Source organism: Actinokineospora bangkokensis (assembly GCF_001940455.1).
In the GTDB taxonomy this organism is placed as follows: domain Bacteria; phylum Actinomycetota; class Actinomycetes; order Mycobacteriales; family Pseudonocardiaceae; genus Actinokineospora; species Actinokineospora bangkokensis.
In genome coordinates, this window is the sequence record NZ_MKQR01000028.1 from 446,348 (window position 1) to 471,755 (window position 25,408).

Sequence of the window (25,408 nt, forward strand, 5' to 3'; positions counted from 1 at the left end):
CGGTGGAGGCGGAGTCAAGGGCGCCTTCGGCGTCGCTTCGCGATGGGCTTCGCCCACCCTGGACACCGCCTCCACCGAGCTACGTGCGGCCGGGACTGGGTCAGGCCGGGGTGTAGGCAACGCCGTGACTTCTTGCTCAGCTGAGCGGTGTGGGGTGTGCCGGGGGGTTGGTGGGGCTGGGCGCCATGGTTTGCGGGGTGGGGGTGGGGTGGCCGAACGATGGCTTTAGGGATTGGCTTTGCCGCGGGGCATGGGGGTTGTGGGGTGGGGGCTGGCCGAACGGTGGCTTTGGGGGATGGGCTTTGCCGCGGGGCATGGGGTGCGGGGGGAGGGGCTCGGCTGTGGGGGCGGGGTGGGGGTCGTAGGCTTCGGGGGTGGATGTGGGTGGGGTTGGGCTGCTGGGGCCTGCTGATGTGCGGCGGTTGGCGGGGGAGTTGGGGGTGCGGCCCACGAAGAAGTTGGGGCAGAACTTCGTGCACGACCCCAACATCGTGCTGCGGATCGTGGGGGCCGCTGGGCTTCGGGCGGATGACCACGTGCTTGAGGTGGGGCCGGGGTTGGGGTCGTTGACGTTGGCGTTGTTGCCCGCTGTGGAGCGGGTGACGGCGGTGGAGATCGACCCGGTGTTGGCGGGGCGGTTGGGGGTCACGGTGGGGGAGCAGGCGCCGGGGTTGGTGGGGCGGTTGCGGGTGCTGGAGCGGGATGCGATGCGGGTGGGGCGGGCGGAGTTGGGGGAGCCGACGGCGTTGGTGGCGAACCTGCCGTACAACGTGGCCGTGCCGGTGGTGCTGCACCTGTTGGCGGAGCTGCCGAGCCTGCGGACGGTGTTGGTGATGGTGCAGGCCGAGGTGGCGGACCGGATGGCGGCGGGGCCCGGGTCGCGGGTGTACGGGGTGCCGAGCGTGAAGGTGGCGTGGTACGCCGGGGCGAAGCGGGTGGCGACGGTGCCGCGGACGGTGTTCTGGCCGGTGCCGAACGTGGACTCCGCGTTGGTGCACATGGTGCGGCGGCCGAGCCCGGAGGGGGACCGGGCGGCGGTGTTCGCGGTGGTGGACGCGGCGTTCGCGCAGCGGCGCAAGACGTTGCGGGCGGCGTTGGCGGGGTGGGCGGGGTCGGCGGCGCGGGCGGAGGCGGTGCTGGTGGCGGCCGGGGTGGACCCGGGGTTGCGGGGCGAGCAGCTGGATGTGGACGCGTTCGCGCGGATTGCCTCGGCGGGGGTTGCTCCAGGGGTGTGATGTCCGCCAACGGGACCCGGGAGGAGCTTGCGCGCGGCGCGGTGTTCGGGTCTACTCGGTGGGCACATCCATCCCGAGCGGCTGAGAGACCTGGCTCGAAGACGCCGCAGCAACCACCCCGTGGGGGGCAGGTGCTACCGCCAGGAGCGATGGAGGAGAACAGGATGCGAGTCCTCACCTCACGGCGGGTCATCGACCAGTGCCGGCGCACGGCGACCGGGTGTCGCAGCACGCGCGACTCTGCCTGATCAGCACAGCAGACCAGTAGATCGTCGTCTCCGCACCCCCGAAAACCCCGCACAGCCCGCCTGCTCCCGCGCGCCCGGTCCCCGGGCGCGCGCCGCCGAGCGCGGGCTGTCCACGCGCCGCGCTGGGAGCAGCACTGTGATCACCGTCGAGAACCTGAGCAAGACCTTCCAGGGGGACAGCGGTCCCGTCGTCGCGCTGCGCGACGTCACCCTGGACGTGCCCACCGGGACCATCACCGGGGTCGTCGGCCCCACCGGGTCCGGCAAGTCCACCCTCGCCCGGCTGCTGGCCCTGCAGGAGCGGCCGGACTCCGGCGTCATCCGCGTGGACGGGTACAACACCTCCGGGCTGGACCCGCGCAGGCTGCGCGCCGCCCGCAGGCGCATCGGCGTCGTCCGCCACGGCGACCTGCTCGCCCAGCGCACCGCGGCGGGCAACATCGCCCTGCCGCTGGAGCAGGCGGGCGTGGACGGCCCGCAGCGCCGGGAGAAGGTCGGGCGGCTGCTCGACCTGATCGGCATGACCGACAAGGCCGCGCACTACCCCGAGGCCCTGAGCCCCGGCCAGCTCGCCCGCGTCGAGGTGGCCCGCGCGCTCGTCGGTGAGCCCGGCCTGCTGCTCGCCGACGACCCCACCGCGGGCCTGGACACCGACGGCGCCGCGGGCGTGCTCACCGTCCTGGACCGGGCGCGCGCCGAGCTGGGCGCCACCGTGCTGCTGGCCACCCCGGACGCAGGCGTGGTGCGCCGCGTGGCCGACGACGTCGCCCTGCTCACCGACGGCCAGGTCACCGAGTCCGGGCACCTGCTCTCGCTCATCCAGGACCCGACCAGCGCCGTGGCCCAGGCCCTGCTGCCCGAGGTCGACGCCCCCAAGGCGCTGCGCGCCCGGCACGAGCGGCTCGCCGAGGTCGTGCTCGTCGGCTTCGCTGCGGTGGGCGCGCTGCTGCCGGAGGCCACCTCCCGCTTCGGCACCGCCATCTCCGTCGTCGGCGGCGGCATGACCCGCATCGGGGAGACCCCGGTGGCCCGGTTCCTGCTCGGTCTCTCCGGCGCGCAGGCCGACTCGGCGCTGGGCTGGATCGCCGAGCGCGGCGGCAAGGTCGCCGCGCACGACGCCGCCCCCCGCCAGCTCGTCGCCTGCGCCTGACCCCGCACGACAGCACCGCCCGTCCCCGGCCCCGGGGGCGGGCGGTGCTGCGTCCCGGCCCCGGTCACCTCTGCGGCGGCCGCCCGCGGGCGCGCCCGTAGGCTGGGAGGGTGCTAGCAGTCGTGCCCCCGCCGGTGAGCGTCCGAGTCCCCGCCAAGGTCAACGTGCACCTGGGTGTCGGTGACCTGCGCGAGGACGGGTACCACGAGCTGGGCACCGTCTTCCAGGCGCTGTCGCTGACCGACGAGGTCACCGTGGCGGTGGCCGACGAACCCGGCGTCGAGGTGCACGGCGAGGGCGCCGACTCGGTGCCCACCGGCCCCAGCAACCTGGCCTGGCGGGCCGTGCAGGAGCTGTCCCGCCACGTCGGGCGCGACCCGGAGGAGCCCAAGGTCCGGGTGGTGATCCGCAAGGGCATCCCGGTCGCGGGCGGGATGGCGGGCGGCAGCGCCGACGCCGCGGCCACCCTGGTCGCCCTGGCGGCGCTGTGGCGGCTGGAGGTCGGCCGCGACGAACTGGCCACCCTGGCCGGGCGCATCGGCAGCGACGTGCCGTTCCTGCTGCACGGCGGCACCGCGCTGGGCACCGGCCGCGGCGAACTTCTGGTGCCGGTGCTGAGCAGGCACACCTTCCACTGGGTGCTGGCCCTCGACCGGCGCGGGCTGGCCACCCCGGACGTCTACGGCGAGCTCGACCGGCTGCGCGCCGACGGCGACCCGCCGCGCGTCGGGCCCGTCGAGCCGGTCATCGAGGCGCTGGCCTCCGGCGACCCGCGCAAGCTCGCCCCGCTGCTGGGCAACGACCTGCAGGCCGCGTCGGTGTCGCTGCGGCCGGGCCTGCGCCGCACGCTTCGCGCCGGGGTGAGCGCGGGCGCGCTCGCGGGCGTCGTCTCCGGCTCCGGGCCGACCTGCGCGTTCCTGTGCGAGGACGGCGACGCCGCGCTGCGGGTGGCCGCCGAGCTCTCCGGCGCGGGCGTGTGCCGGACGGTGCGGGTGGCGCACGGGCCGGTGCCGGGGGCGCGGGTGGTCACCGAGGACGCGCCGCGCCCGGTGCCGCCCGAGGCGCACGCCTGAGCGCACCGCACCACCCGAGCACGCCGACACCGACGAGGGCGCGGAGAGAACTGCCATGGTCAACCTGGTCAACCTGGAGAACGTCGACAAGAGCTACGGCGTCAAGCCGCTGCTCGACGGCGTCTCGCTCGGGGTCAACGCGGGCGACCGCATCGGCGTCGTCGGCCTCAACGGCGGCGGCAAGACCACCCTGCTGGAGGTGCTGGCCGGCGTCGAGGAGGCCGACTCCGGCCGGGTCTCGCGCGGGCGCGACCTGCGGATGGCCGTGGTCACCCAGCGCACCGAGCTGCCCGCCGGGTCCACCGTGCGCGACGCCGTGCTGGCCCCGCTGGGCATCACCGAGGAGCACCAGTGGGCCGCCGACCCGCGGGCCCGGTCGATCCTCACCGGCCTCGGCGTGCTCGACCTCGGCCTGGACAGCACCGTCGACACCATGTCCGGCGGCGAGCGGCGCCGGGTCGCGCTGGCCGCCGCGCTGGTGCGCGAGCTGGACCTGGTGGTGCTCGACGAGCCCACCAACCACCTCGACGTCGAGGGCGTGCGCTGGCTGGCCGACCACCTGGTCTCCCGGGGCAGCGCGCTCGTCGTCGTCACCCACGACCGGTGGTTCCTCGACACGGTGTGCACGCGCACCTGGGAGGTCGTGGGCGGCCGCGTCGAGCAGTACGAGGGCGGCTACGCCGACTGGGTCTACGCCCGCGCCGAGCGCGCCCGGCTCGCCGACACCCTGGAGGAGAAGCGGCGCAACCTCGCCCGCAAGGAGCTGGCCTGGCTGCGCCGCGGCGCGCCCGCCCGCACCTCCAAGCCGCGCTACCGCATCGACGCCGCCGAGGCGCTGATCTCCGACGTGCCGCCGCCGCGGGACTCGGTGGAGCTGCTGGCCTTCGCCAAGCGCAGGCTCGGCCGCACCGTCATCGAGCTGGAGGACGCCTCCATCGCCGCGGGCACCAAGCCCATCCTCGACCACGAGACCTGGCGGATCGGGCCGGGCGACCGGGTCGGCGTCGTCGGGGTGAACGGCTCCGGCAAGACCACCGTGCTGCGGCTGCTGGCGGGCGAGACCGAGCCGTCGAGCGGCAAGCGCGTGCAGGGCCAGACCGTGCGGCTCGCGCACCTGAGCCAGGAGCTCGTCGAGCTGCCGCCCGCGCTGCGCGTGCTGGAGGCGGTCGAGGAGGTCGCGGGCCGGGTGCAGCTGGGCAAGCAGGACCTGTCGGCCTCGCAGCTGGCCGAGCGGTTCGGGTTCCCGGCCAACCGGCAGTGGACCCCGGTGGGCGACCTGTCCGGCGGGGAGCGGCGCCGGTTGCAGCTGGCCAGGCTGCTCATGGCCGAGCCGAACGTGCTGCTGCTCGACGAGCCGACCAACGACCTGGACATCGACACCCTCCAGCAGCTGGAGGACCTGCTCGACTCGTGGCCGGGGACGATGGTCGTGGTCTCGCACGACCGGTACCTGGTGGAGCGGGTGTGCGACACCGTGGTGGCCCTGTTCGGCGACGGCAAGGTGACCCAGCTCGTCGGCGGCATCGAGGAGTACCTGACCCGGCGGGCGGCGGCGGTGGCGGGCCCGCGCGCGCCCGCCGCGCCCGCGCCGCGGGCGCAGGAGGAGCCCAAGGTGGGCGCCGCCGAGCGCCGGGCCGCGCAGAAGGAGCTGGCGCGCCTGGAGCGGCAGATCGCCACCCTGGAGAAGAAGGAGGCCGAGCTGCACACCGCGCTGGCCGCCGCGGCCACCGACAGCGGGCGGCTGCTGGAGCTGGACGCGCAGCTGCGCGGGGTCGTCGGCGAGAAGGACGAGCTGGAGGCGCGCTGGCTGGAGGTCGCCGACGCCGCTGGCTGACCGGCACCGCGCGGTGCCGGGTGGTTCGTCCCACGGCGGTGTGACCCGCGTCCTAGGGTGGGGGCATGAGCCGGTTCGTCGACTTGCTGCTGGAGACCGCCCGCACCCGGGGTGCCGAGCGCGGGATCACCACGGGGGAGCCGCACGCCCCCGTCCGGTCCACCTGGGGTGAGGTCCACCAGCGGGCGCTGCGGATGGCGGGGTCGCTGGTGCGCGGCGGGGTCGGCCGGGGCACCGCGGTGGCCGTGCTCGCGGGCGAGCCGGTGATGATCGCCCCGGCCGTGCAGGGCGTGTGGCTCGCGGGCGGCAGCGTCACCATGCTGCACCAGCCCACCCCGCGCACCGACCTGGGCGAGTGGGCCGAGGACACCGTGCGCGTGCTGGACATGATCGAGTCGAAGCTGGTCCTGCTCGGCGCCCCCTTCGACCAGCTGGCACCGGTGCTGCGCGAGCGCGGCATCGGCTACCTGCTGCTCGGCGAGCTGGAGGCGGGCGAGCCGCTGGCCGAGGTCGTGGAGTCCGAAGAGGACCAGCCAGCGCTGCTCCAGCTCACCAGCGGGTCCACCGCGGACCCCAAGGCGGTGCGGATCCTGCACCGCAACCTGTTCGCCAACATGACCGCCATGGTCGAGGCGTCCGAGCTCGACGTCGACGACGACATCATGGTGTCGTGGCTGCCGCTGTTCCACGACATGGGGATGGTGGGCTTCCTGACCGTGCCGATGACCGTGGGCCTGGAGCTGGTGAAGGTCACCCCCGTCGAGTTCCTGACCGGCCCGCTGATCTGGGCCGACCTCATCACCCGCCACCGCGGCACGATCACCGCCGCGCCGAACTTCGCCTACGCCCTGCTCGGCCGCAGGCTGTCCGGTGTGGACGACGACGACCGGTACGACCTGTCCACGCTGCGGTTGGCGCTCAACGGCGCCGAGCCGATCGACGAGAAGGCCGTGGCCTCGTTCACCGCCGAGGGCGCCCGCTTCGGCCTGCGCCCGGAGTGCGTGTTCCCCGCCTACGGCATGGCCGAGACGACCCTCGCGGTGTCCTTCGCGCCGCTGCTGTCCGGGCTGCGCCTGGACACCGTCGACGCCGAGGAGCTGGAGTCGGGCCAGCGCGCCGTCCCGGCCGAGCAGGGGCGCTCCTTCGCCCTGCTGGGCAAGCCGCTGCGCGGCATCGAGGCGCGCATCGTCTCCCCCGAGGGGCAGGTGCGGGGTGAGCGCGAGGTCGGGGAGATCCAGCTGCGCGGCGAGGCCGTCACCCCCGGGTACCTGACGGTCGAGGGCCCCGTGGCCACCCAGGACGCCGACGGCTGGCTCGCCACCGGCGACATCGGCTACACCGTCGACGGCGAGCTGGTCATCTGCGGCCGCCAGAAGGACGTCATCATCCTCGCGGGCCGCAACATCTACCCCACCGACATCGAGCGCGCCGCGAACACCGTGGCGGGCGTGCGGGCGGGCAACGCGGTGGCGGTGCGCATCGACGCGGGCAGCCGCCGCGAGCGCTTCGCCGTCGTGGTGGAGTCCAAGCACGCGGGCGAGGCCGAGCAGGAGCGGCGCATCAAGAAGGACGTCGGCGCCCGGGTCTTCGAGTCGGTGAACGCCCGGCCCACCGCCGTGCTGGTGCTCCCGCCGGGGACCCTGCCCAAGACGCCCTCGGGCAAGCTGCGCCGGGCCGCCGCCGGGCAGCAGCTGGCGGGCTCGATCGCGGCCGAGTCCCAGGGCTGACCCCGGGTGGGCGCCCGCCGGGTCAGCCCTCCCGGCGGGACAGCTCCGCGGCGAGGGCGTCGAGGAAGGCGTCCACGTCGCCCTCGCGGTAGCCGGGCCCGAGCCGGGGCGAGGGCCCGAAGCGGGCGTCGCGCACGTCCTGGGCCGTCAGCGCCAGACCGCCGCGCAGCGCCTCCTCCGCCTTGAGCAGGAACGCGTCCACCTCGGTGGCGTCGTACCCGCGCTTGCCGAACGGGGTGGGGCGGAACCGGGCCGTGCGCACGTCGTGGTCGGTGAGCCCGCCCCGCTGCGCGGGCGGGTTGGCCGCGACGTGGGCGCGGACCCGGTCGAGGAACTCGTCCACCTGGGACTCGCGGTAGCCGCGCCTGCCGATCGGGGGCTTGGCGAAGCTGACCTCGTCGACCTCCTCGGCGGTGAGCGCGGCCCGGCCCGCCAGCGCCTCCGCGACCACGGCGAGGAAGCGGTCCACCTGGTCCTCGTCGTAGCCCCGGCGGCCGACGGCGGGTTTGTCGAAGCGGGCCGCGCGGACCTCCTCCGGGGTCATCGCGGTCAGTGCTCCCGCCTGCGCAGCTCGCCCACCCAGGCGTCGATGAGGGCGTCGACGGCCTCCTGGTGGTAGCCCTGGCCGACGAAGAAGGTCAGGCCGGGGCGGGCCGCCTCCAGCTCGTCGGCGGTGGGGACGTCGTCGAGGGCGGTGGCCGCCCTGGTGAGGATGGCCGCGAGCCGCTCGACGTCGCCGGTGCGGTAGCCGCGCACGCCCGCAGGCGCGGGGGGCAGCGGCAGGAACGGCACGTCGGAGTCGACCGGCAGCTGCTCGGGGGCCGCGTGCCTGCGCTGGGGCTGCTGGACCGCGGGCAGCGCCTGCTGCGGTGCCTGCCGGGGCGGGGCCGGGGTGTGCTGCACCGGCTGCTGCTGGACCGGCGGTTGCTGGACGACCTGGGCGTGCTGGTCGCCGAACCACTCCCGGCCCGCGGGCACCTCCGGCTCGGCCTGGTGCGAGTGGCGCACGGCCTGGTGCGGCGGCGCGGCCGGGCGCTGGACCTGCGGCGGTCGCTGGGCGCTGCCGTTGGTGCCCGGGGGCAGGAAGACCCCGCGCCGGTCGGCCACCGGCACCGCGGGGCGCGCGGGCGGGCGCTGCTGGACCGGGGGCGGCGCGGCCGCGCGGGCGGGGCGCTGGTTCTCCGGCAGGTCGTCGAGCAGCACGAACGGCTCGAACTCGCCCGCCGACGCGGCGGCGGGCTGGGCCTGCGGCTGCTGCCGGGCGGGCGCGGGCGGCGGGGTCTGCGGCGCGGCAGGGGGCTGCTGCGGGCGCTGCTGGGTGGGCTGGTGAGCGGGCTGGTGGGCGGGTGCCGCGGCCTGCTCGGCCTCGGCGGCGATCACCCGGCGGCGCGGGGGCGGGGTGGGGTCGGCGTCCATGCCCGGGGGCAGCTCCAGCGCCGTCTTGCCCGGCGGGGTGGGCGGCAGCTGCACCCGGGGGCTGCTGACCTGCCCGACCTGCCGGGGGCGCTCGGCGGGGGCCTGCCCGGCGCCGGAGCCGTCCTCGGCGAAGCCGTCGTCGTCGTCGAAGTCGCCCGCGTCCTCGGCGTCGCGCTCGACCTGCTCCAGGTGCTCGACGATGAGGTCGAGGAACTCGTCGACCTGGCCCTCGTGGTAGCCGCGGCGCACCAGCGGGGCGGCGTCGAACTCGACCTGCATGACCTCGGCGGCGGTGATCGGCGCACCGCCGTCGAGGGCGGCCTCCACCCGGTCCAGGAAGGCGTCGACCTGGTCCTCGTGGTAGCCGCGCCTGCCGAAGGGCGCCTTGTCGAAGGTGGCCGACCGGATGGCCTCCGGGGTCAGCGGCATGTTCGGCTGCACTCCTCAGACGGTAGCCGCGACTCAGGTCGCGTGGAAACTGTTCTGCGCGGCGAGCAGGCCCTGCCCGACCAGCGCCGCCACCGCGTCGGCGCACCGGTCGACCTCGAAGGCGAGGTCCTTGCGCTCGACCGGGCCGAAGTCGCGCAGCACGAAGTCCGCCGGGTCCTGGCGCCCCGGGGGCCGCCCGATGCCGAAGCGGACCCGGTGGTACTCGCGGCTGCCCAGCGACTTCGTGATCGACCGCAGGCCGTTGTGCCCGTTCTCACCACCGCCCAGTTTGAGCCTGATCGCGCCGAACGGCAGGTCGAGCTCGTCGTGGACGACGGCGAGGTGGTCCAGCGGCACCTTGAAGAACCGCACGGCGCCCGCTACCGGGCCGCCGGAGGTGTTCATGAACGAGCGCGGCTTGACCAGCACGACCCGCTGCCCGGCGAGCCTGCCCTCCAGCACCTCGGCGCCGGACTTGTGCGCCTTGAACTTCCCGCCGACCCGGGCGGCGAGCTCGTCGGCGACCAGGAAGCCGATGTTGTGCCGGTTGCCCGCGTAGCGCGGGCCCGGGTTGCCCAGGCCCACCACCAGCCGCGGCAGGTCGTCCTCGGCCACGGGTCCTCCTCCCCTGGCGACATGGCCCGATGCCCCGGTCCGCAACGTGCGCGGACCGGGGCATCGGCGATTCTGGCAGGTCGCCCGTGGGGGCGGTGTTGGGTCAGTCCTCGGCGGGGGTCTCCGGGGCGTCCTCGACGACACCCGCGCCCTCGATGTCGAGCTCGGACTCCAGCTGCTCGGCGGTCGGGGCCGGGTTGACCGCGACGACCAGGGCCTCGGGGTCGGTCACCAGGGTGGCGCCGGAGGGCAGCGACAGCTCGGCGGCGGTGATCTGGGTGCCGATCTCGACGCCCTCCACCGAGACCTCGACCTGGTCGGGGATGTTCAGCGCGTCGACCTCGACCTGGACGGCCGAGAGGTCCTGGGTGACCAGGGTGCCCGGCTCGGCGTCGCCGGTGAGCACCACCGGCACGTCGACGGTGACCTTCTCGCCGCGCTTGACCAGCAGCAGGTCGACGTGCTCGATGTAGTTCTTCAGCGGGTGGGTGGTGACCGTCTTGGTCAGCGCCAGCTCCGCGCTGCCCGCGATGTTCAGGGTCAGCACCGCGTTCTGGCCGTGCTCGCGCACGACGCGGGCGAACTCCAGGGCGGGCAGGGCCAGGTGCTGCGGGTCGGAGCCGTGTCCGTACAGCACAGCGGGGATCTTGCCCGCACGGCGGGTGCGGCGGGCCGCGCCCTTGCCGAACTCGGTGCGCTGCTCGGCGGCCAGCTTTACCTCGGACACGACGAAAACTCCTTGCGGTCAATCAACGGCGGCGGGGCGCGACTCGTGGCAAGTCGGCGGCGGTTGGCCTGCGGCAAGGGGCACGCGGAGGCCCGGGGACCGCGGAAGCACGGTCCCGAGAACCGCCACGTCGATCACGCCAGGCGCGATGCCCGCCTCGCCGAGGCAACTCAAGCAGTCTAGGCGGTCGTTCCCCGGCGGTCCAACGGGGGGTCCACCACCGGCCCCGGCCCCGGGGACGCGACCGGCCCGCCCCAGGTCGGGACGGGCCGGGGACGCGGGTGCGACCCGGGGACCGGGTCAGGAGTCGCCGTCGAACAGGCTGGTGACCGAGCCGTCCTCGAAGACCTCCTTGATGGCCCTGGCGAGCAGCGGCGCGATGGACAGCACGGTCATGCCGGGGAAGCGCTTGTCCTCCGGGATGGGCAGGGTGTTGGTGAACACGACCTCCTTGGCCCCGCACGCCGACAGCCGGTCCTTGGCCGGGCCGGAGAGCACGCCGTGGGTGGCGGCCATGACCACGTCCGCCGCGCCCTCGTCGAGCAGCTGGGTGATGGCCTTGGCGATGGTGCCGCCGGTGTCGACCATGTCGTCGATGACCACGCACAGCCTGCCGCTGACCTCGCCGACCACCCGGTTGGCGACCACCTCGTTCGGGCGCAGCGGGTCGCGGGTCTTGTGGATGAACGCGATCGGGACGCCGCCGAGGTCGTTGGCCCACTTCTCGGCCAGCTTCGTGCGGCCCGCGTCCGGGGACACCACCGTGATGTTGTCGGTGGGGTAGTGCTCCTTGATGTAGCTCGACAGCAGCGTCTGGGCGAACAGGTGGTCCACCGGGCCGTCGAAGAAGCCCATGATCTGCGCGGTGTGCAGGTCGACGGAGATGATCCGGTCGGCCCCCGCGGTCTTGAACAGGTCCGCGATCAGCCGCGCCGAGATCGGCTCGCGGCCCTTGTGCTTCTTGTCCTGCCGCGCGTACGGGTAGAACGGCATGATCACGGTGATCCGCTTCGCGGACGCCCGCTTGAGCGCGTCCACCATGATCAGCTGCTCCATCACCCACTGGTTGATGGGGGCGGTGTGGCTCTGGATGACGAACGCGTCCGACCCGCGCACCGACTCCTCGAACCGGACGAAGGTCTCCCCGTTGGCGAAGTCGTAGGCGGCCTGCGGGGTGATCTCGACGTCGAGGTGCTTGGCCACCTCCTCGGCCAGCTCCGGGTGTGCCCGCCCGGAGAACAGCATCAGGCTCTTCGTGGGGATCCCGCCGGTCTTCGTGCTCATGCGCGTTCCTCGTGCTCGGGGTCGGCTGCCTGCTGGGCCAGCGCCGCCCGGGCCGCCTCCGCGGATGCGGTGCCCGGCCTGCGGCGCAGGACCCAGTCGTCGATGTTGCGCTGCGGGCCCCCGGAGACCGCCAGCGCGCCGGGGGGCACGTCCGCGCGGATGACCGTGCCCGCACCGCTGTACGCGCCGTCGCCCACGGTCACCGGCGCGACGAACATGTTGTCCGAGCCGGTGCGCACGTGCGAGCCCACGACGCTGCGGTGCTTGTCGACCCCGTCGTAGTTGACGAACACGCTGGCGGCGCCGATGTTGCTGTGCTCGCCGATGGTCGCGTCGCCCACGTAGGACAGGTGCGGGACCTTGGAGCCCGCGCCGATGTCGGCGTTCTTGGTCTCCACGAACGTGCCGATCTTGCCCCCGGCCCCCAGCCGGGTGCCCGGGCGCAGGTAGGCGAACGGGCCGACGGTGGCCCCGGCGCCCACCTCGGCGCCCGACCCGTGCGCGCGCACCACGCTGGCCCGCGCCCCCACGGTGACGTCGGTGAGCGTGGTGTCCGGCCCGAGCACGGCGCCCTCGCCGACGACCGTGCGCCCGCGCAGCTGCACCCCCGGTTCGACCACGACGTCCCTGGCCAGCTCGACGTCCAGGTCGATCCAGGTGGTCGCCGGGTCCACGACGGTGACCCCCGAGCGCATCCAGCGCTCCACGGTGCGACGGTTGAGCTCGGCGCCGATCCTGGCCAGCTGCACCCGGTCGTTGACGCCCTCGGTGAGCCAGGCGTCGGAGCACACCAGCGCGCCCACCCGGCGGCCGTCGGCGGCGGCGGTGCCCAGCACGTCGGTCAGGTACAGCTCGCCCTGGGCGTTGTCGGTCGACAGCCGCGACAGCCCGTCGGCCAGCACGGCGGCGTCGAAGGCGTACACCCCGGAGTTGACCTCGGTGATCTGCCGCTGCGCCTCGGTGGCGTCCTTGTGCTCGACGATCGCGGTGACCGCCCCGCCCGCGCCGCGCACGATCCGGCCGTAGCCGGCCGGGTCGGGCAGCACCGCGGTGAGCACCGTCACGGCGTTGCCGCGCTCGGTGTGCTCGTCGAGCAGCGCGGTGAGGGTGGTGGTGTCCAGCAGCGGCACGTCGCCGTAGGTGACCACGACGGTGCCGGTGAGCCCGTCGGGCAGCGGGGCCAGGCCGCAGGCGACCGCGTCGCCGGTGCCGTTCTGCCGCTCCTGCACCGCGGTGGTGATGGTCAGCCCGAGGGTGGCCGACAGCGCCTCCAGGTGCGCGCCCACGGCCTCGCGGCCGTGGCCCAGGACCACCACCAGGTGCTCGGGCTTGAGGCCCGCCGCGGCGCGCACGGCGTGCTCGACCAGCGGCCTGCCCGCCACCGGGTGCAGCACCTTCGGGGTGGCCGAGCGCATCCTGGTGCCCTCGCCCGCGGCCAGCACGACCGCGCTCACCTGCCCGGCACCCCCGGCGCGGGGTGCGGCGTCCGGCTGGTCGGTGGGCGGCACGTTCTGCGGCACGGCGCTCCCTGGCTCGTCGTCGTCAACAGCGGACAGCCGGCCGCGGGGTCCGAACCGACCCGGACCCCAGGGGGTCCGCTGCTGCGGGGTCGCGGCCGGGACCCGATCCTACGTGGTCTCCGGGAGCACCCACGCCCGGTCGCCCGCCTGCCCCGCCCCGACCGCGCCCGCGACCGGCGCGGCCTCGGCCGCGGAGATCGCCACGATGTCGTTGCCGCCCGCCCGCTTCGCCTGGTACATGGCCGCGTCCGCGCGGGCCAGCGCCCGCACCGCGCTCTCCTGCGGGCGCAGCGACACCGCGCCGATGGACAGCGTCACCCCGTGCGAGAGGTCCTGCGGCAGGCCCGACACCGCGACCAGCGCGCGGCGCAGGGCGGCCTCGGCGGCGGGCAGCGGCGCCCCGGGCAGCAGCACGATGAACTCGTCGCCGCCGTAGCGGGCCACCATGTCGCTGCCGCGCAGCGCGTCGCGCAGGGTGGCCGCGACCACGCGCAGGACGTCGTCGCCCTCGGCGTGCGACATGCGGTCGTTGACGCCCTTGAAGCCGTCGAGGTCGACCAGCGCGATGGCGAGCGGGTGGTTGGCAGGCGAGGACGCCAGCGCCTCCAGCCGCTCGTCGAGCGCGCGCCGGTTGGGCAGCCCGGTCAGCGGGTCCTGCAGGGCCTGGCGGGCGATCGAGGAGTGCATCCGCGACAGCCGCTCGTGCTCGCGGCGGGTGTTCAGCGTGGCGATGCGCGACTCGCGCATGTCCCACAGCTGCGCCTCCAGCTCGGTGGCGTAGTGCTCCAGCGCCGAGGTGGTGCGCTCGCCGCCGTCGGGGCCCGAGAGCCGGGCGAACTCGCGGATCAGGCACAGCCGCAGGGTCGGCTCGGCGGCCTCGTCGTACATCTCCGCGCGCGCGGCGCCGAGCACCTCGACCGCCTCGGCCTCGCGGCCCTCGTGCTCCAGGCAGCGGGCCAGCGCGATCGAGGTGATCACCAGCTCGCGCGGGTAGCGGGAGGCGCGCAGCAGCCCGCGCAGCCTGGCCTCGTGCGCCTGCGAGGGCTGCGCCAGCGCCAGCGCGGCGGCGATGATCGGGTTCTGGTCGGCGGCCGTGGAGCGCGGGTCGCGCGGGAACAGCGACTCGCGGAACGGCGCCTCCACCGCGATCGCGATGGCCGCGGCGGTGGCGAACCGCTCGGCGGCGCGCTCGTCCTCCCCGATGCGCTCCAGCCGCAGGCCCCAGCCGACCAGCAGCCGGGCCCGGTTGATCAGGTGCACCGAGATCAGGTGCGGGCCCGCCGAGGCCCGGATGCACTTGTGCGCCCGCGTCATCACCTGGTCGGCGACCTCGTAGACGCCGAGCTGGGTGAGCACCGTGCCGATGTCCAGCAGCGTCGACGCCATGATCATGTCCCAGGTGCGGCCGCCGAGCATCACGTCCGGGGTGATGTCCTCGTCGAGCATGGCCAGCGCCACCGCGGCCTCGGTGAGCGCGGCGTCCTCGGCGCCCGCGAGCAGCAGCCGCCGCCCGCGCAGCGCGTGCGCGTCGGCCTGCAGCACGACCAGCCCGTGCCTGCGGGTGTGCGCCAGCATCTCGTCCAGCAGCGGCTCGGCGCTGTCGGCCAGCTCGTTGTTGACCACCCGCACGGCCACCGCCGAGCGCAGCAGCTGGGCGACCATCCTGGGCTCGCCGCGCGACTGGGCCTCGGCCAGCAGCCGGTCGACCTCGGCGGTGCAGCGCGGGCGCTCGGCCAGCGGCACGGTCTGGATGATGGCGAGCAGCTCGCGGGCGCGCCCGACCAGCCAGGCGTCGGAGCGCTCGTCCAACGCGGGCAGTTCGGCCTCGTCACGCTGCTCGTCGTCCACGTGCGTCGGTGCACCCCTTCGGGCCGGTGCTTCGCGGGTGTCGTCTTCGCGGTGTCGTCTTCGCGGGTGTGGCCTGCGCGCCCGCTGGTCGCCTGCCGGGAGCTCCGCCGCCAGGATTCGAACCTGAACCATTGGAACCAAAATCCAAGGTGCTGCCATTACACCACGGCGGAACGGCCGTCGACCGTCCCCGGGAGGGGGCCGTCGACCGGTGCCGACATGGTGTCACGACCGCGCCCCCCGCAGCACCAGTACCCGCCGGTTGGCCGCCGCTCGCGTCCGATCGGGTGTTAGTCCGGTCACCGCGGGCCGGTGGTGATCACGCTGCGCAGGCGGGCGGGTGCCCAGCGTCCCGCTCCCCGCGCGGGTGGCCCAAACACCCGGGGGAGCCCTGGCGTGTCGGCGCGGCCGTTCCTTACGCTGTCGTAAGTTACGGCGCCGTAAGTGAGCCTGGCCTTACCACCGGGTTCCGGAAAGAGGGACAGAGCATGACGAGCACGCTCGACGCCGAGCGCGGCGGGGGGACCTCCCGGGGCCCCAAGCCGATCCTCGAGGGCACCCGCGACCGCAAGACCATCATCGGGGTCTACATCTTCATCCTCGCCCCCGTCGTCGCGCTGGTCGCGGCCGTGCCGCTGCTGTGGGGCTGGGGCCTGGGCTGGGTCGACGTGGCGCTCGCGGTGTTCTTCTTCTACCTCTCCGGCCTCGGCATCACCGTCGGCTACCACCGGCTGTTCACCCACGGCTCGTTCCGCGCCAAGCGCCCGCTGAAGATCGCGCTGGCCGCGATGGGGTCGATGGCCGTGCAGGGCCCGCCGATCATCTGGGTCGCCGACCACCGCCGCCACCACGCCTTCTCCGACCGCGAGGGCGACCCGCACTCGCCGTGGCTGCACGGCACCTCGCCCGCCGGGCTGGCCAAGGGCTTCTGGCACGCGCACATGGGCTGGATCTTCGAGCACGAGCTGACCAACAAGCAGCGCTTCGCCCCCGACCTGCTCGCCGACCGCGACATCGTCCGGGTCAACAAGCTGTTCTGGCTGTTCACCACGCTGACCCTGCTGCTGCCCGCGGTGCTCGGCGGCCTGCTGACCTGGTCGTGGTGGGGCGCGGTCACCGCGTTCTTCTGGGCGGGCCCGGTGCGCATCGGCATCCTGCACCACGTCACCTGGTCGACCAACTCGATCTGCCACATGGTCGGCGACCGGCCGTTCACCAGCCGGGACAGGGCCGCCAACTTCTGGCCGCTGGCCATCCTCAGCTTCGGCGAGTCCTGGCACAACCTGCACCACGCCGACCCCACCTGCGCCCGGCACGGTGTCAAGCGCGGGCAGATCGACACCTCCGCCCGGCTGATCTGGGTGTTCGAGAAGCTCGGCTGGGCCACCGACGTCCGCTGGCCCACCCCGCAGCGCCTGGAGAAGCTCGCCGCCCGGTGAGCAACTAGGGTGACCAGGTGAGCGGAGGCCGACGCACCCAGGAGCCGCGCGTGCGCATGACGGGCAAGGAGCGCCGCCAGCAACTCCTGGACGTCGCCCGCGCCCTGTTCGCGGAGAAGGGCTTCGACAGCGCCTCCGTGGAGGAGATCGCCCACCGCGCCGGCGTGAGCAAGCCCGTGGTCTACGAGCACTTCGGCGGCAAGGAGGGCATCTACGCCGTTGTCGTCGACCGCGAGATGCACGCCCTGCTCACCGGCATCACCGAGGCCCTCTCCGACGACGACGCCCACCCCCGGCTGCTGCTGGAGCGGGCCGCCTGCTCGCTGCTGGACTACATCGAGGGCTCCACGGACGGGTTCCGCATCCTGGTGCGGGACTCGCCCGTGGCCACCGCCACCGGCACCTTCTCCAGCCTGCTCAACGACATCGCCTCCCAGGTGGAGCACATCCTGGGCGTGCAGTTCTCCAAGCGCGGGTACGACTCGAAGCTGGCGGCGCTCTACAGCCAGTCGCTCGTGGGGATGGTGGCGCTGACCGGGCAGTGGTGGCTGGACGCGCGCAAGCCGAAGAAGCACGACGTGGCGGCGCACCTGGTGAACCTGGCGTGGAACGGGTTGTCGCACTTGGAGGGGAAGCCGGTGCTGCGCAGCAAGCGGTGAGGTGTGGGTGCTTGCTGGGTTGGTGTTGGCTCGCCTCGCCTTCGGCTTCCCCGGCCAAACAGGACCACCGCATCGAGCAGGGGCTTAGCCGGGCTTCCTGCTGCGTAGGTGGTTGCTCCGTGGGCGAAGAAGGTGCAGTGAGCAGTGCCGTGCTTGGGCTGGCTGGGGGATGGGTGAAGTGAGTTGTTGGGGATCAGGTGGTGGGGGTGATGCGGAGGAGCTTGTCGTCGGTGCCGTTGGACGTGGTGACGTAGAGGGCACCGTCGGGGGCGGTTCGGGCGGCTCGGAGGCGGCCGTGGGTGTCGGTGAACTCCGGGGGGATGGCGACGGAGGTGACGGCGCCCTGCTGGTCGAGGGTGAGGAGGAGGAGCTTGGCGCCCTTGAGGGCGGTGATGACCAGGGTGCCGTCGAGGGGGCCCCACTGGGGGCCGTCGAGGAAGGTCGCGGCGCAGATGGCTTCTGTGGTGTCGCCGGATTCCCACGTGGCGGGGACGGCGTCGGGGAAGCGGGTGAGGTCGGTCATGGGGACGTCCTCGTCGTACTGCTGGACGGTGCCGCCCTGGGAGGGGTCCCAGCCGTAGTTGGCGCCGGGCTTGAGGAGGTTGACCTCGTCGTTCTTGTCGGGGCCGTGTTCGGCGGTGAAGACCTGGTCGGTGCCGGGGCGGGTGGCGACGCCCTGGACGTTGCGGTGGCCGTAGGTCAGGACCGGGGAGCCGGGGGTGGGGTTGTCGGGGAGGGCGGCGCCGGTGTTGAGGTCGACGCGCAGGACCTTGCCGCCGAGGTTGGCGCGGTCCTGGGGGACGGCGGCGACCGCGGTGTCGCCGGTGCCGACGAGCAGGGCGCCGTCGGGGGCGAGGGTGGGGCGGCAGCCGGAGTGCCTGCCGGAGGCGTTGAGGGGCAGGCCGGTGAGCAGGTCCTTGACCTTCGCGGCGGAGGTGGAGTCGTCGGACAGGCGCCAGGTGACCAGGCGGATGTCGACGGGGTTGCCGCCCTCTGTGTGGGTCTGGCAGGTGGTGAACTGGCGGGAGGTGGCGAAGTCGGGGTGCACCACCATGCCCAGCAGGCCGCCCTCGCCGCGCACCTGGATGTCGGAGGTGTCCGCGCGCAGGGTCGTCACGGTCGACCCGGGGGTCGTGCCGGAGATGAGGGCGAACTGGCCGTTGCGCTGGGGGACGAGCACCTTGCCGTCGGGCAGGAAGCCGATGTCCCAGCCGTGCTCCAGCCCGCCCGCCACGGTCTGCACCGACAGCGCGGGGGCGGCCACCGAGGTGGGGGTGCTCGGGGGCGCGGAGAACCCGGCGGGAACCTGGCCGACGGACCCGGAGTCGGAGCAGGCGGAGGTGGCCAGCACGGCCGCCGCGGTGATGGCGAGCATCCGGGTTCTGGGCATGTGTCCAGAATGCCGCTTTGGCGGGGGTGTCGCCGGGTGAGGGAGGTGCGCGGTGTCCTTTGACTCCGGTGGCGGGTTCGACCACCACGGCGACGTCGACTGGGCGTGGAGCGACTTCTTCGGCGGCGACCTCGGGCAGAACCGGCGGTTGCGGGGGCTGGAGGAGAGCCGGGCCGCGCACCGGGCCGACACCGCGCGGCTGCGGGCGGAGCTGTCCAAGGCCACCGGCTCGCTGGAGGAGCGGCTGGCGAAGCTGTCGGCGGCGTTCGACGCGTTCGTCGAGCTGTCGCAGCTGGGCCCGCGGCTGGAGCTGTTCGACCGGGAGGCCGAGGCGCGCAGGCTGGCCCGGTCGCTGTTCGCCGGGGTCGACCGGCTCGACGAGGTCGTCGACGTGCCCGGCTACTGGCTGCCGCAGGCCCTGCTGGCGGTGCGCGCGCTGCGCACCGGCGGGGACGTCGCCACCCCGCTCGCGCTGGCGGTCGAGCGGGACGCGGCGTCGACGGCGGTCTTCCACGTGCTCACCGCCGGGGTGTTCGGCTTCGGGGAGTCGGTGCCCGCGGGGATGCTCGGCGAGGCGCTGCCGGAGTTCACCGACCCGCTTCCGACCTCGGTGCGCGCGGTGTGGGTGCTCGCGGCCGACGGCTACTACGGCGCGGCCGGGCGCAAGCTCGCGGAGCAGCGCGGCGCGACCCACCTCGCCCGCCGCCCGCCCGAGGAGGTGGCGGCGGCGGTGACCACCTGGCGGCAGGCGCTCAAGCCCGACCACGAGGCCGAGTACAAGCTCCCCCAGGGCATCGCGGACGGCCCCCGGCTGCGCACGATCGCGGACGCGTGCACCCGCATCGCCCTGCTGCGCGCGCACGTGCGGCAGGCCCTGGCCCCCCGCCCGGACCAGCGCGACGAGCTGGACCCGCTGGTCAAGAGCACCCTGGAGCGGGTGGTCGAGACCGGCGCGCCGCGCGAGCAGGAGCTGCTGGGGCGGGTGCGCGAGCTGCGGGCCACCGTCGGCGGCGGCAGCCCCGACGAGCTGCCCGAGCACGCGGGCGACCCGGCCGCGTTGCTGCGCGCCGACGGGGTGGACGAGGCGCGGCCCGGCAGGCGGGCCCTCGCGCTGCGGGCGTCGAGCCGGGACGTGCTCGCCACCGCCGAGCAGTTGGCCGCCGACGCCGCCACCGAGCTGCCCGAGGAGGTGAGCGTGCGCCCCGGCGTCGGGACGATGGTGGTGCGCGGCGGGCGGGTCGCGGAGCAGTCCGTCGAGCGCGCGGCGGCCCGGGGCGTCCCCGAGGTCGACGGCACGCGCCGGGTGGTCGGCGCCGCCCTGGCGGGCGTGGCGCTGGTGGCCCTGGTCCTGGCCCTCGTCGCGGGGTGGGGCTGGGCCGTCCCGGCCGTGCTGGCCGCGGGGGGCGCCGCGGTGCAGCTCACCCGGCACGCCAAGGCGGGTCGCGAGCGGGTCGCCGCCCTGGAGCAGGGGCGGGCGCGGGCCGCGCGGGAGGCCGAGCAGGCGGAGCGGATCGCCGCGGCCGCGCTGGCCGACCTGCGCGGCAGGCAGGAGCGGGCGGCGCGCGACCTGGCCGAGCTGCGCCACCTGCTCGGGGCGTGATCGGCGTCTCGGGGAGGGGGGCGGGGGTGCCCGTTACGGTGGGGCGGTGAGCGAGCACCTGAGCCTGGCCGTCGAAGGGCCGGTGGCCACCCTGACCATCGACCGCCCGGCGAAGCGCAACGCGCTGAGCTACGACATGTGGGCGGCCATCCCCGGTCACGTGGCCACCGTCGCCGCCGACCCGGCGGTGCGCGTGCTCGTGCTGCGCGGCACCGACACCTTCTCCGCGGGCGCGGACATCTCCGAGTTCACCACCCTGCGCCGCGACGCCGCGGGCGCCGTGCGCTACGGCGAGGCGGTGGAGGCCGCCACCGCGGCGCTGACCGGCCTGCTCAAGCCCACCATCGCCGCCATCACCGGTTTCTGCATCGGCGGCGGCTGCGAACTGGCCCTGGCCTGCGACATCCGCATCGCCACCGACGCCTCCCGGTTCGGCATCACCCCGGCCAAGCTCGGCATCGTGTTCAACCTGCCCTCCACCAAGCAGCTCGTCGACGTCGTCGGCCCGGCCTGGGCCAAGCAGATCCTCTACACCGGCGACATCCTCGACGCCGCCACCGCCCTGCGCATCGGCCTGGTCAACGAGCTGCACCCGGCCGAGGACCTGCCCAAGCGCGCCGAGGAACTGGCCACCCTGATGGCCGCCCGCTCCCAGGTCACCATCCGCGGCGCCAAGACCATCATCACCAAGATCGTCGCGGGCGCCGCCCAGGCCGACGACGAGGTCGACCAGCTCTACTCCGCCTCCGTCGCCAGCGCCGACTACGCCGAGGGCGTCACCGCCTTCCTGGAGAAGCGCGCCCCCAGGTTCTAGGCGCTCAGGGCGGCCAGTTCGGTGGTGAGGTTGTGCCGGGCCCGGGGTTCCCAGTCCGCCCGGGCTTCCGGGGTGCGGTAGAGGGAAGGCAGCGCCAGCAACGACTCCAGCACGCGCGCCCGGCCCACGCGGAACTGGTCGTCGGGCACGTAAGCGTACTCGGCGCGGACGGCGTGGGTGTACTCGGTGTAGGTGCTCGGGGGGCTGGACAGGATCCGCAGGTCGGCGTCGCAGAGGACGGCGCCGTTGGGGTCGTCCTGGGCGACGTGGTGGCCGTTGGTGAGGCGGATGAGGCGGGTGACCTCAGCGACGTCGGGGGCGGGGAGGTGGGGGGTCAGGTCGGCCTCCGCCAGGCGGGCGCTGGCTTCTTCGTCGTCGGGGCGGCCCTGGTAGACGGCGTCGTGGTAGCAGGCGGCGAGGCGGACCAGGTCCGGGGTGGTGGCGTGGTGGGCGAGGGTGTCGACGGCGCGCAGGACGTGGTCGAGGTGGTGGGGGGTGTGGTAGCGGCGGTGGGGTTCGGACCAGCGGGCGAGCAGGGCGGTCAGCAGGTCGGTCGGGAGGCCCGCGCGGGCCCACACCTCGTGCGGCATGGCCGGACGCTAGCGGCGCGCACGGTGTCGGTGCCAGTGCGTAGGCTTGACACCTGTTTCGACAACCCCCCACGCGAAGGACAGGCGCACCAGTGTCCGCAGCCCCCTTGCACGGTCTCCTCGACGTCCTGCTGACCGACCCGGCGTGCCGGGACGTGGTCGAGGCGGCGGGTGCCCCAGCGCTGGCCATGCAGGGGCCGGTGGCGGCCCGGCCGCTGGTGGTCTCCGCGCTGGTCGCCGCGGGCAAGCCGGTGCTGGCGGTGACCGCGACCGGGCGCGAGGCCGACGAGCTGGTGGCGGTGCTGGGCGACCTGCTCGGCCGCGGTGCCGTGGCCGACTTCCCGTCCTGGGAGACCCTGCCGCACGAGCGGCTGTCCCCGCGCGCGGACACCGTCGGCGCGCGGCTGGCGGTGCTGCGCCGCCTCGCCCACCCGGAGGAGCACCCGGACGGGCCGCTGAAGGTGGTCGTGAGCACCGTGCGCAGCCTCATCCAGCCGATGGCCCCCGGGTTGGGCGAGCTGGCGCCGGTGCGCCTGCGGGTCGGGGAGGAGGCCGACTTCGAGCAGGTGCTGGCGCGGCTGGCCGACCTCGCCTACACCCGCGTCGACATGGTGGAGAAGCGCGGCGAGTTCGCCGTGCGCGGCGGCATCGTCGACCTGTTCCCGCCGACCGCCGAGCACCCGCTGCGGGTGGAGTTCTGGGGCGACGAGGTCTCCGAGGTCCGCGCGTTCGCCGTGGCCGACCAGCGGTCGCTGCCCGGCGGGCCCACCGAGGTCACCGCACCGCCGTGCCGGGAGCTGCTGCTCACCGAGGACGTGCGCACCCGCGCCGCCGCGCTGGCCGCCCACCACGAGGCGGACGCCCACCTGCACGAGATGCTCACCAAGCTGGCCGAGGGCATCCCCTCCGAGGGCATGGAGGCGCTGATCCCCGCGCTGCTGCCCGGGCAGATGCAGATGCTCACCGACGCGCTGCCCGCTGGCACCCACGTCGTGCTCAACGACCCGGAGAAGATCCGCACCCGCGCGCACGACCTGGTGCGCACCGGCCAGGAGTTCCTGGAGGCCTCCTGGATGGCCGCCGCGGGCGGCGGCACCGCCCCGATCGACCTGGGCGCCTCGGCCTACCGCGACCTCGGTGAGGTCGCCGCGCACGCCCGCGACGCGGGCCGCTGCTGGTGGACGCTGTCGCAGCTCACCGACGAGAGCGCGCTCGCGCTGGCCATCCGCCCGGTGGAGTCCTACCGCGGCGACGTCGCCCGCGCCTTCGCGGACCTGCGCGCGCACACCGCCGCGGGCGGCACCGCCGTGCTCGTGGTGCCCGGCGCGGGCACCGCCAAGCGGGCCGTCGACCAGCTGGCCGAGGCCGAGGTGGCCGCCGTGCTCGCCGAGGACGGCCTCGACGGCGCCCCCGAGCCCCGGCGGGTCACCGTGGTGCGCGCCGCGCTCGACGACGGGTTCACCGCCCCCGGCGCCGCCCTGGTCGTGCTCACCGAGGCCGACCTCACCGGCGGCAGGCACGGCACCTCCACCCGCGACATGTCGACCAAGATGCCGTCCCGGCGGCGCAACGCGGTCGACCCGCTGGCCCTCAAGCCCGGCGACTACGTGGTGCACGAGCAGCACGGCATCGGCCGGTACGTGGAGATGGTGCAGCGCGCGGTCAAGGACACCGGCGGCAGCAAGGTCACCCGCGAGTACCTGGTGCTGGAGTACGGCAGCTCCAAGCGCGGCCAGCCCGGCGACCGGCTGTTCGTGCCCACCGACCAGCTCGACGAGGTCACCCGCTACGTCGGCGGGGAGCTGCCCACGCTGAACAAGCTCGGCGGCTCGGACTGGAAGAACACCAAGGCCAAGGCGCGCAAGGCGGTCAAGCAGATCGCCGCCGAGCTGGTCCAGCTCTACGCCGCCCGCCAGGCCGCCCCCGGGCACGCCTTCGGCCAGGACACCCCCTGGCAGCGCGAGCTGGAGGACGCCTTCCCGTTCACCGAGACCGCCGACCAGCTCGCCGCCATCGACGAGGTCAAGGCCGACATGATGCGCGGGGTCCCGATGGACCGGGTCATCTGCGGCGACGTCGGCTACGGCAAGACCGAGATCGCCGTGCGGGCGGCGTTCAAGGCGGTGCAGGACGGCAAGCAGGTCGCCGTCCTGGTGCCCACCACCCTGCTCGCCCAGCAGCACCTGTCCACCTTCGCCGGGCGCATGCAGCAGTTCCCGGTCGTGGTCAAGGGCCTGTCCCGGTTCACCGACCCGCAGGAGTCGGAGAAGACCATCGCGGGCCTGGCCGACGGCACCGTCGACATCGTCATCGGCACGCACCGGCTGCTCCAGACCGGGTTGCGGTACAAGGACCTCGGCCTGGTGATCGTCGACGAGGAGCAGCGCTTCGGCGTCGAGCACAAGGAGCACATCAAGGCGCTGCGCACGCACGTGGACGTGCTCACCATGTCCGCGACGCCCATCCCGCGCACGCTGGAGATGTCGCTGGCGGGCATCCGGGAGATGTCGACGATCCTCACCCCGCCCGAGGACCGGCACCCGATCCTGACCTACGTCGGCTCCTACGACGACAAGCAGGTCGCCGCCGCCATCCGCCGCGAGCTGCTGCGCGACGGCCAGGTGTTCTACGTGCACAACCGGGTGTCCTCGATCGAGAAGGCCGCCCGGCAGATCCGCGAGCTGGTGCCCGAGGCGCGGGTGGTCACCGCGCACGGGCAGATGAACGAGGACCGGCTGGAGAAGATCATCCAGGGGTTCTGGGAGCGCGAGCACGACGTGCTGGTCTGCACCACCATCGTCGAGACCGGCCTGGACATCTCCAACGCCAACACCCTCATCGTCGAGCGCGGCGACATGCTCGGCCTGGCCCAGCTGCACCAGCTGCGCGGGCGCGTGGGCCGCGGCCGCGAGCGCGGCTACGCCTACTTCCTCTACCCGCCGGAGAACCCGCTCACCGAGACCGCGCACGACCGGCTGGCCACCATCGCCCAGAACACCGAGCTGGGCGCGGGCATGGCGGTGGCCATGAAGGACCTGGAGATCCGCGGCGCGGGCAACATCCTCGGCGCCGAGCAGTCCGGGCACATCGCGGGCGTCGGCTTCGACCTCTACGTCCGCCTGGTCGGCGAGGCCGTCGAGGCGTTCCGCAGGAGCGCGGGCGCCCCCGGCGCCGAGGACGACGATGAGCTGCTGGAGGTCCGGGTCGACCTGCCGGTCGACGCGCACATCCCGCACGACTACGTGCCCGGCGAGCGGCTGCGCCTGGAGGCCTACCGCAAGCTGGCCGCCGCCCCCGACGGCGCCGCGCTCGACGCCGTCCGCGAGGAGCTGGCCGACCGCTACGGCGAGCTGCCGCAGCCGGTGGTCAACCTGCTGGCGGTGGCCGCGTTCCGGCAGGTGTGCAGGCAGCACGGGGTCACCGAGGTGATCGCCCAGGGCAGCGGCATCCGGTTCGCGCCGATGCCGCTGCGCGACTCGCAGCTGGTGCGGTTGAAGCGGCTGTACCCGAAGGCCAACCACAAGGCGGTGACCAACACGGTGACCGTGCCGCGGCCCACGGAGGGCGCCGCGGGTGGGCGGATCGGGGCGCCGGTGCTGCGGGACCGGGAGCTGCTGGACTGGTGCGCGCGGTTCCTGGAGTCGCTGGCGGCAGCTCCCGCGCCCGCTGGGGTGTAGGGGCCTTCGGGTTTCGGGGAACTGCTGCGCAGCTCTGTGGAGAACGCGGATCGCTCTGCGGGCTCGATGGGGTGGCCTGGTGGGAGGTCACCGGGTGGGGGCGGGGTGGGTGGGTCGTTGCCGACGGGGAACC

At 74.4% G+C, this 25,408-nt stretch carries 19 protein-coding genes, 1 tRNA gene and 1 riboswitch; of the genes, 10 read left to right on the forward strand and 10 right to left on the reverse strand.

Features of this window, described 5'->3' with window-relative positions; genetic code table 11:
* The first annotated feature begins 395 nt into the window (after positions 1–395).
* From rsmA to BJP25_RS29115, 5 genes are all read left to right on the forward strand, one after another.
* Positions 396–1,235 (forward strand): 16S rRNA (adenine(1518)-N(6)/adenine(1519)-N(6))-dimethyltransferase RsmA, encoded by an 840-nt coding sequence (rsmA, locus tag BJP25_RS29095; protein WP_075978523.1) that lies wholly within the window; start codon positions 396–398, stop codon positions 1,233–1,235.
* Between the two features lie 65 nt (positions 1,236–1,300).
* Positions 1,301–1,391: riboswitch (SAM riboswitch) on the forward strand.
* A 228-nt stretch (positions 1,392–1,619) separates the two neighbouring features.
* Positions 1,620–2,633 carry a methionine ABC transporter ATP-binding protein gene (locus BJP25_RS29100; protein ID WP_075978185.1) on the forward strand — a complete coding sequence of 338 codons (1,014 nt, stop codon included), beginning with the start codon at positions 1,620–1,622 and terminating at the stop codon, positions 2,631–2,633.
* A 110-nt stretch (positions 2,634–2,743) separates the two neighbouring features.
* Entirely contained in the window at positions 2,744–3,706 is a 963-nt protein-coding gene (locus BJP25_RS29105) for a 4-(cytidine 5'-diphospho)-2-C-methyl-D-erythritol kinase (protein ID WP_075978186.1), read from the forward strand.
* A gap of 55 nt (positions 3,707–3,761) precedes the next feature.
* Positions 3,762–5,540: an ABC-F family ATP-binding cassette domain-containing protein gene (locus tag BJP25_RS29110; protein ID WP_075978187.1), complete on the forward strand. Its 1,779-nt coding sequence runs from the start codon at positions 3,762–3,764 to the stop codon at positions 5,538–5,540.
* 65 nt (positions 5,541–5,605) lie between these two features.
* On the forward strand, positions 5,606–7,267 hold the full coding sequence (locus tag BJP25_RS29115) for a fatty acyl-AMP ligase (RefSeq protein ID WP_075978188.1): 1,662 nt from the start codon (positions 5,606–5,608) through the stop codon (positions 7,265–7,267).
* A 22-nt stretch (positions 7,268–7,289) separates the two neighbouring features.
* Here BJP25_RS29115 and BJP25_RS36395 read toward each other — a convergent pair whose 3' ends face one another.
* The 8 genes from BJP25_RS36395 to BJP25_RS29155 all read right to left on the reverse strand — a co-directional run bounded on the left by BJP25_RS36395 (position 7,290) and on the right by BJP25_RS29155 (position 15,279).
* Positions 7,290–7,811, reverse strand: a complete 522-nt coding sequence (locus BJP25_RS36395; RefSeq protein WP_269844587.1) for a DivIVA domain-containing protein — start codon at positions 7,809–7,811, stop codon at positions 7,290–7,292.
* 5 nt (positions 7,812–7,816) lie between these two features.
* Positions 7,817–9,124, reverse strand: a complete 1,308-nt coding sequence (locus tag BJP25_RS29125) for a DivIVA domain-containing protein (RefSeq protein WP_269844588.1) — start codon at positions 9,122–9,124, stop codon at positions 7,817–7,819.
* A gap of 21 nt (positions 9,125–9,145) precedes the next feature.
* Complete coding sequence (gene pth, locus BJP25_RS29130) at positions 9,146–9,727, reverse strand: aminoacyl-tRNA hydrolase (protein WP_075978190.1); 582 nt, start codon at positions 9,725–9,727, stop codon at positions 9,146–9,148.
* Between the two features lie 103 nt (positions 9,728–9,830).
* Positions 9,831–10,454 (reverse strand): 50S ribosomal protein L25/general stress protein Ctc, encoded by a 624-nt coding sequence (locus BJP25_RS29135; RefSeq protein ID WP_075978191.1) that lies wholly within the window; start codon positions 10,452–10,454, stop codon positions 9,831–9,833.
* A gap of 300 nt (positions 10,455–10,754) precedes the next feature.
* On the reverse strand, positions 10,755–11,738 hold the full coding sequence (locus BJP25_RS29140) for a ribose-phosphate diphosphokinase (protein ID WP_075978192.1): 984 nt from the start codon (positions 11,736–11,738) through the stop codon (positions 10,755–10,757).
* Entirely contained in the window at positions 11,735–13,192 is a 1,458-nt protein-coding gene (glmU, locus tag BJP25_RS29145; protein WP_075978525.1) for a bifunctional UDP-N-acetylglucosamine diphosphorylase/glucosamine-1-phosphate N-acetyltransferase GlmU, read from the reverse strand. Before glmU ends, BJP25_RS29140 begins: the two co-directional genes overlap by 4 nt.
* Before the next feature lie 174 nt (positions 13,193–13,366).
* Complete coding sequence (locus BJP25_RS29150; protein ID WP_075978193.1) at positions 13,367–15,106, reverse strand: GGDEF domain-containing protein; 1,740 nt, start codon at positions 15,104–15,106, stop codon at positions 13,367–13,369.
* Between the two features lie 102 nt (positions 15,107–15,208).
* Positions 15,209–15,279 (reverse strand) — tRNA-Gln (locus BJP25_RS29155).
* Between the two features lie 315 nt (positions 15,280–15,594).
* On the opposite strand from BJP25_RS29155, the gene BJP25_RS29160 reads away from it, so the two are divergent.
* Positions 15,595–16,545 (forward strand): acyl-CoA desaturase, encoded by a 951-nt coding sequence (locus tag BJP25_RS29160; RefSeq protein ID WP_075978194.1) that lies wholly within the window; start codon positions 15,595–15,597, stop codon positions 16,543–16,545.
* Between the two features lie 56 nt (positions 16,546–16,601).
* On the forward strand, positions 16,602–17,204 hold the full coding sequence (locus BJP25_RS29165; protein ID WP_075978526.1) for a TetR/AcrR family transcriptional regulator: 603 nt from the start codon (positions 16,602–16,604) through the stop codon (positions 17,202–17,204).
* A 193-nt stretch (positions 17,205–17,397) separates the two neighbouring features.
* Here BJP25_RS29165 and BJP25_RS29170 read toward each other — a convergent pair whose 3' ends face one another.
* Positions 17,398–18,594: a PQQ-dependent sugar dehydrogenase gene (locus BJP25_RS29170; protein WP_233158326.1), complete on the reverse strand. Its 1,197-nt coding sequence runs from the start codon at positions 18,592–18,594 to the stop codon at positions 17,398–17,400.
* Between the two features lie 52 nt (positions 18,595–18,646).
* Here BJP25_RS29170 and BJP25_RS29175 point away from each other — a divergent pair, with 52 nt between their 5' ends.
* Both BJP25_RS29175 and BJP25_RS29180 read left to right on the forward strand, forming a co-directional pair.
* The gene (locus tag BJP25_RS29175; protein ID WP_075978196.1) at positions 18,647–20,194 is read left to right on the forward strand and encodes a hypothetical protein; all 1,548 of its coding nucleotides are present in this window, start codon (positions 18,647–18,649) and stop codon (positions 20,192–20,194) included.
* Between the two features lie 46 nt (positions 20,195–20,240).
* The gene (locus tag BJP25_RS29180) at positions 20,241–21,008 is read left to right on the forward strand and encodes an enoyl-CoA hydratase-related protein (RefSeq protein WP_075978197.1); all 768 of its coding nucleotides are present in this window, start codon (positions 20,241–20,243) and stop codon (positions 21,006–21,008) included.
* On the opposite strand, the gene BJP25_RS29185 is transcribed toward BJP25_RS29180, so the two are convergent.
* Positions 21,005–21,598, reverse strand: coding sequence for an HD domain-containing protein (locus BJP25_RS29185; protein ID WP_075978198.1), 594 nt, complete (start codon positions 21,596–21,598; stop codon positions 21,005–21,007). The genes BJP25_RS29180 and BJP25_RS29185 overlap by 4 nt on opposite strands.
* A gap of 92 nt (positions 21,599–21,690) precedes the next feature.
* Here BJP25_RS29185 and mfd point away from each other — a divergent pair, with 92 nt between their 5' ends.
* Complete coding sequence (gene mfd, locus BJP25_RS29190) at positions 21,691–25,275, forward strand: transcription-repair coupling factor (protein WP_075978199.1); 3,585 nt, start codon at positions 21,691–21,693, stop codon at positions 25,273–25,275.
* Positions 25,276–25,408 lie beyond the last annotated feature (133 nt).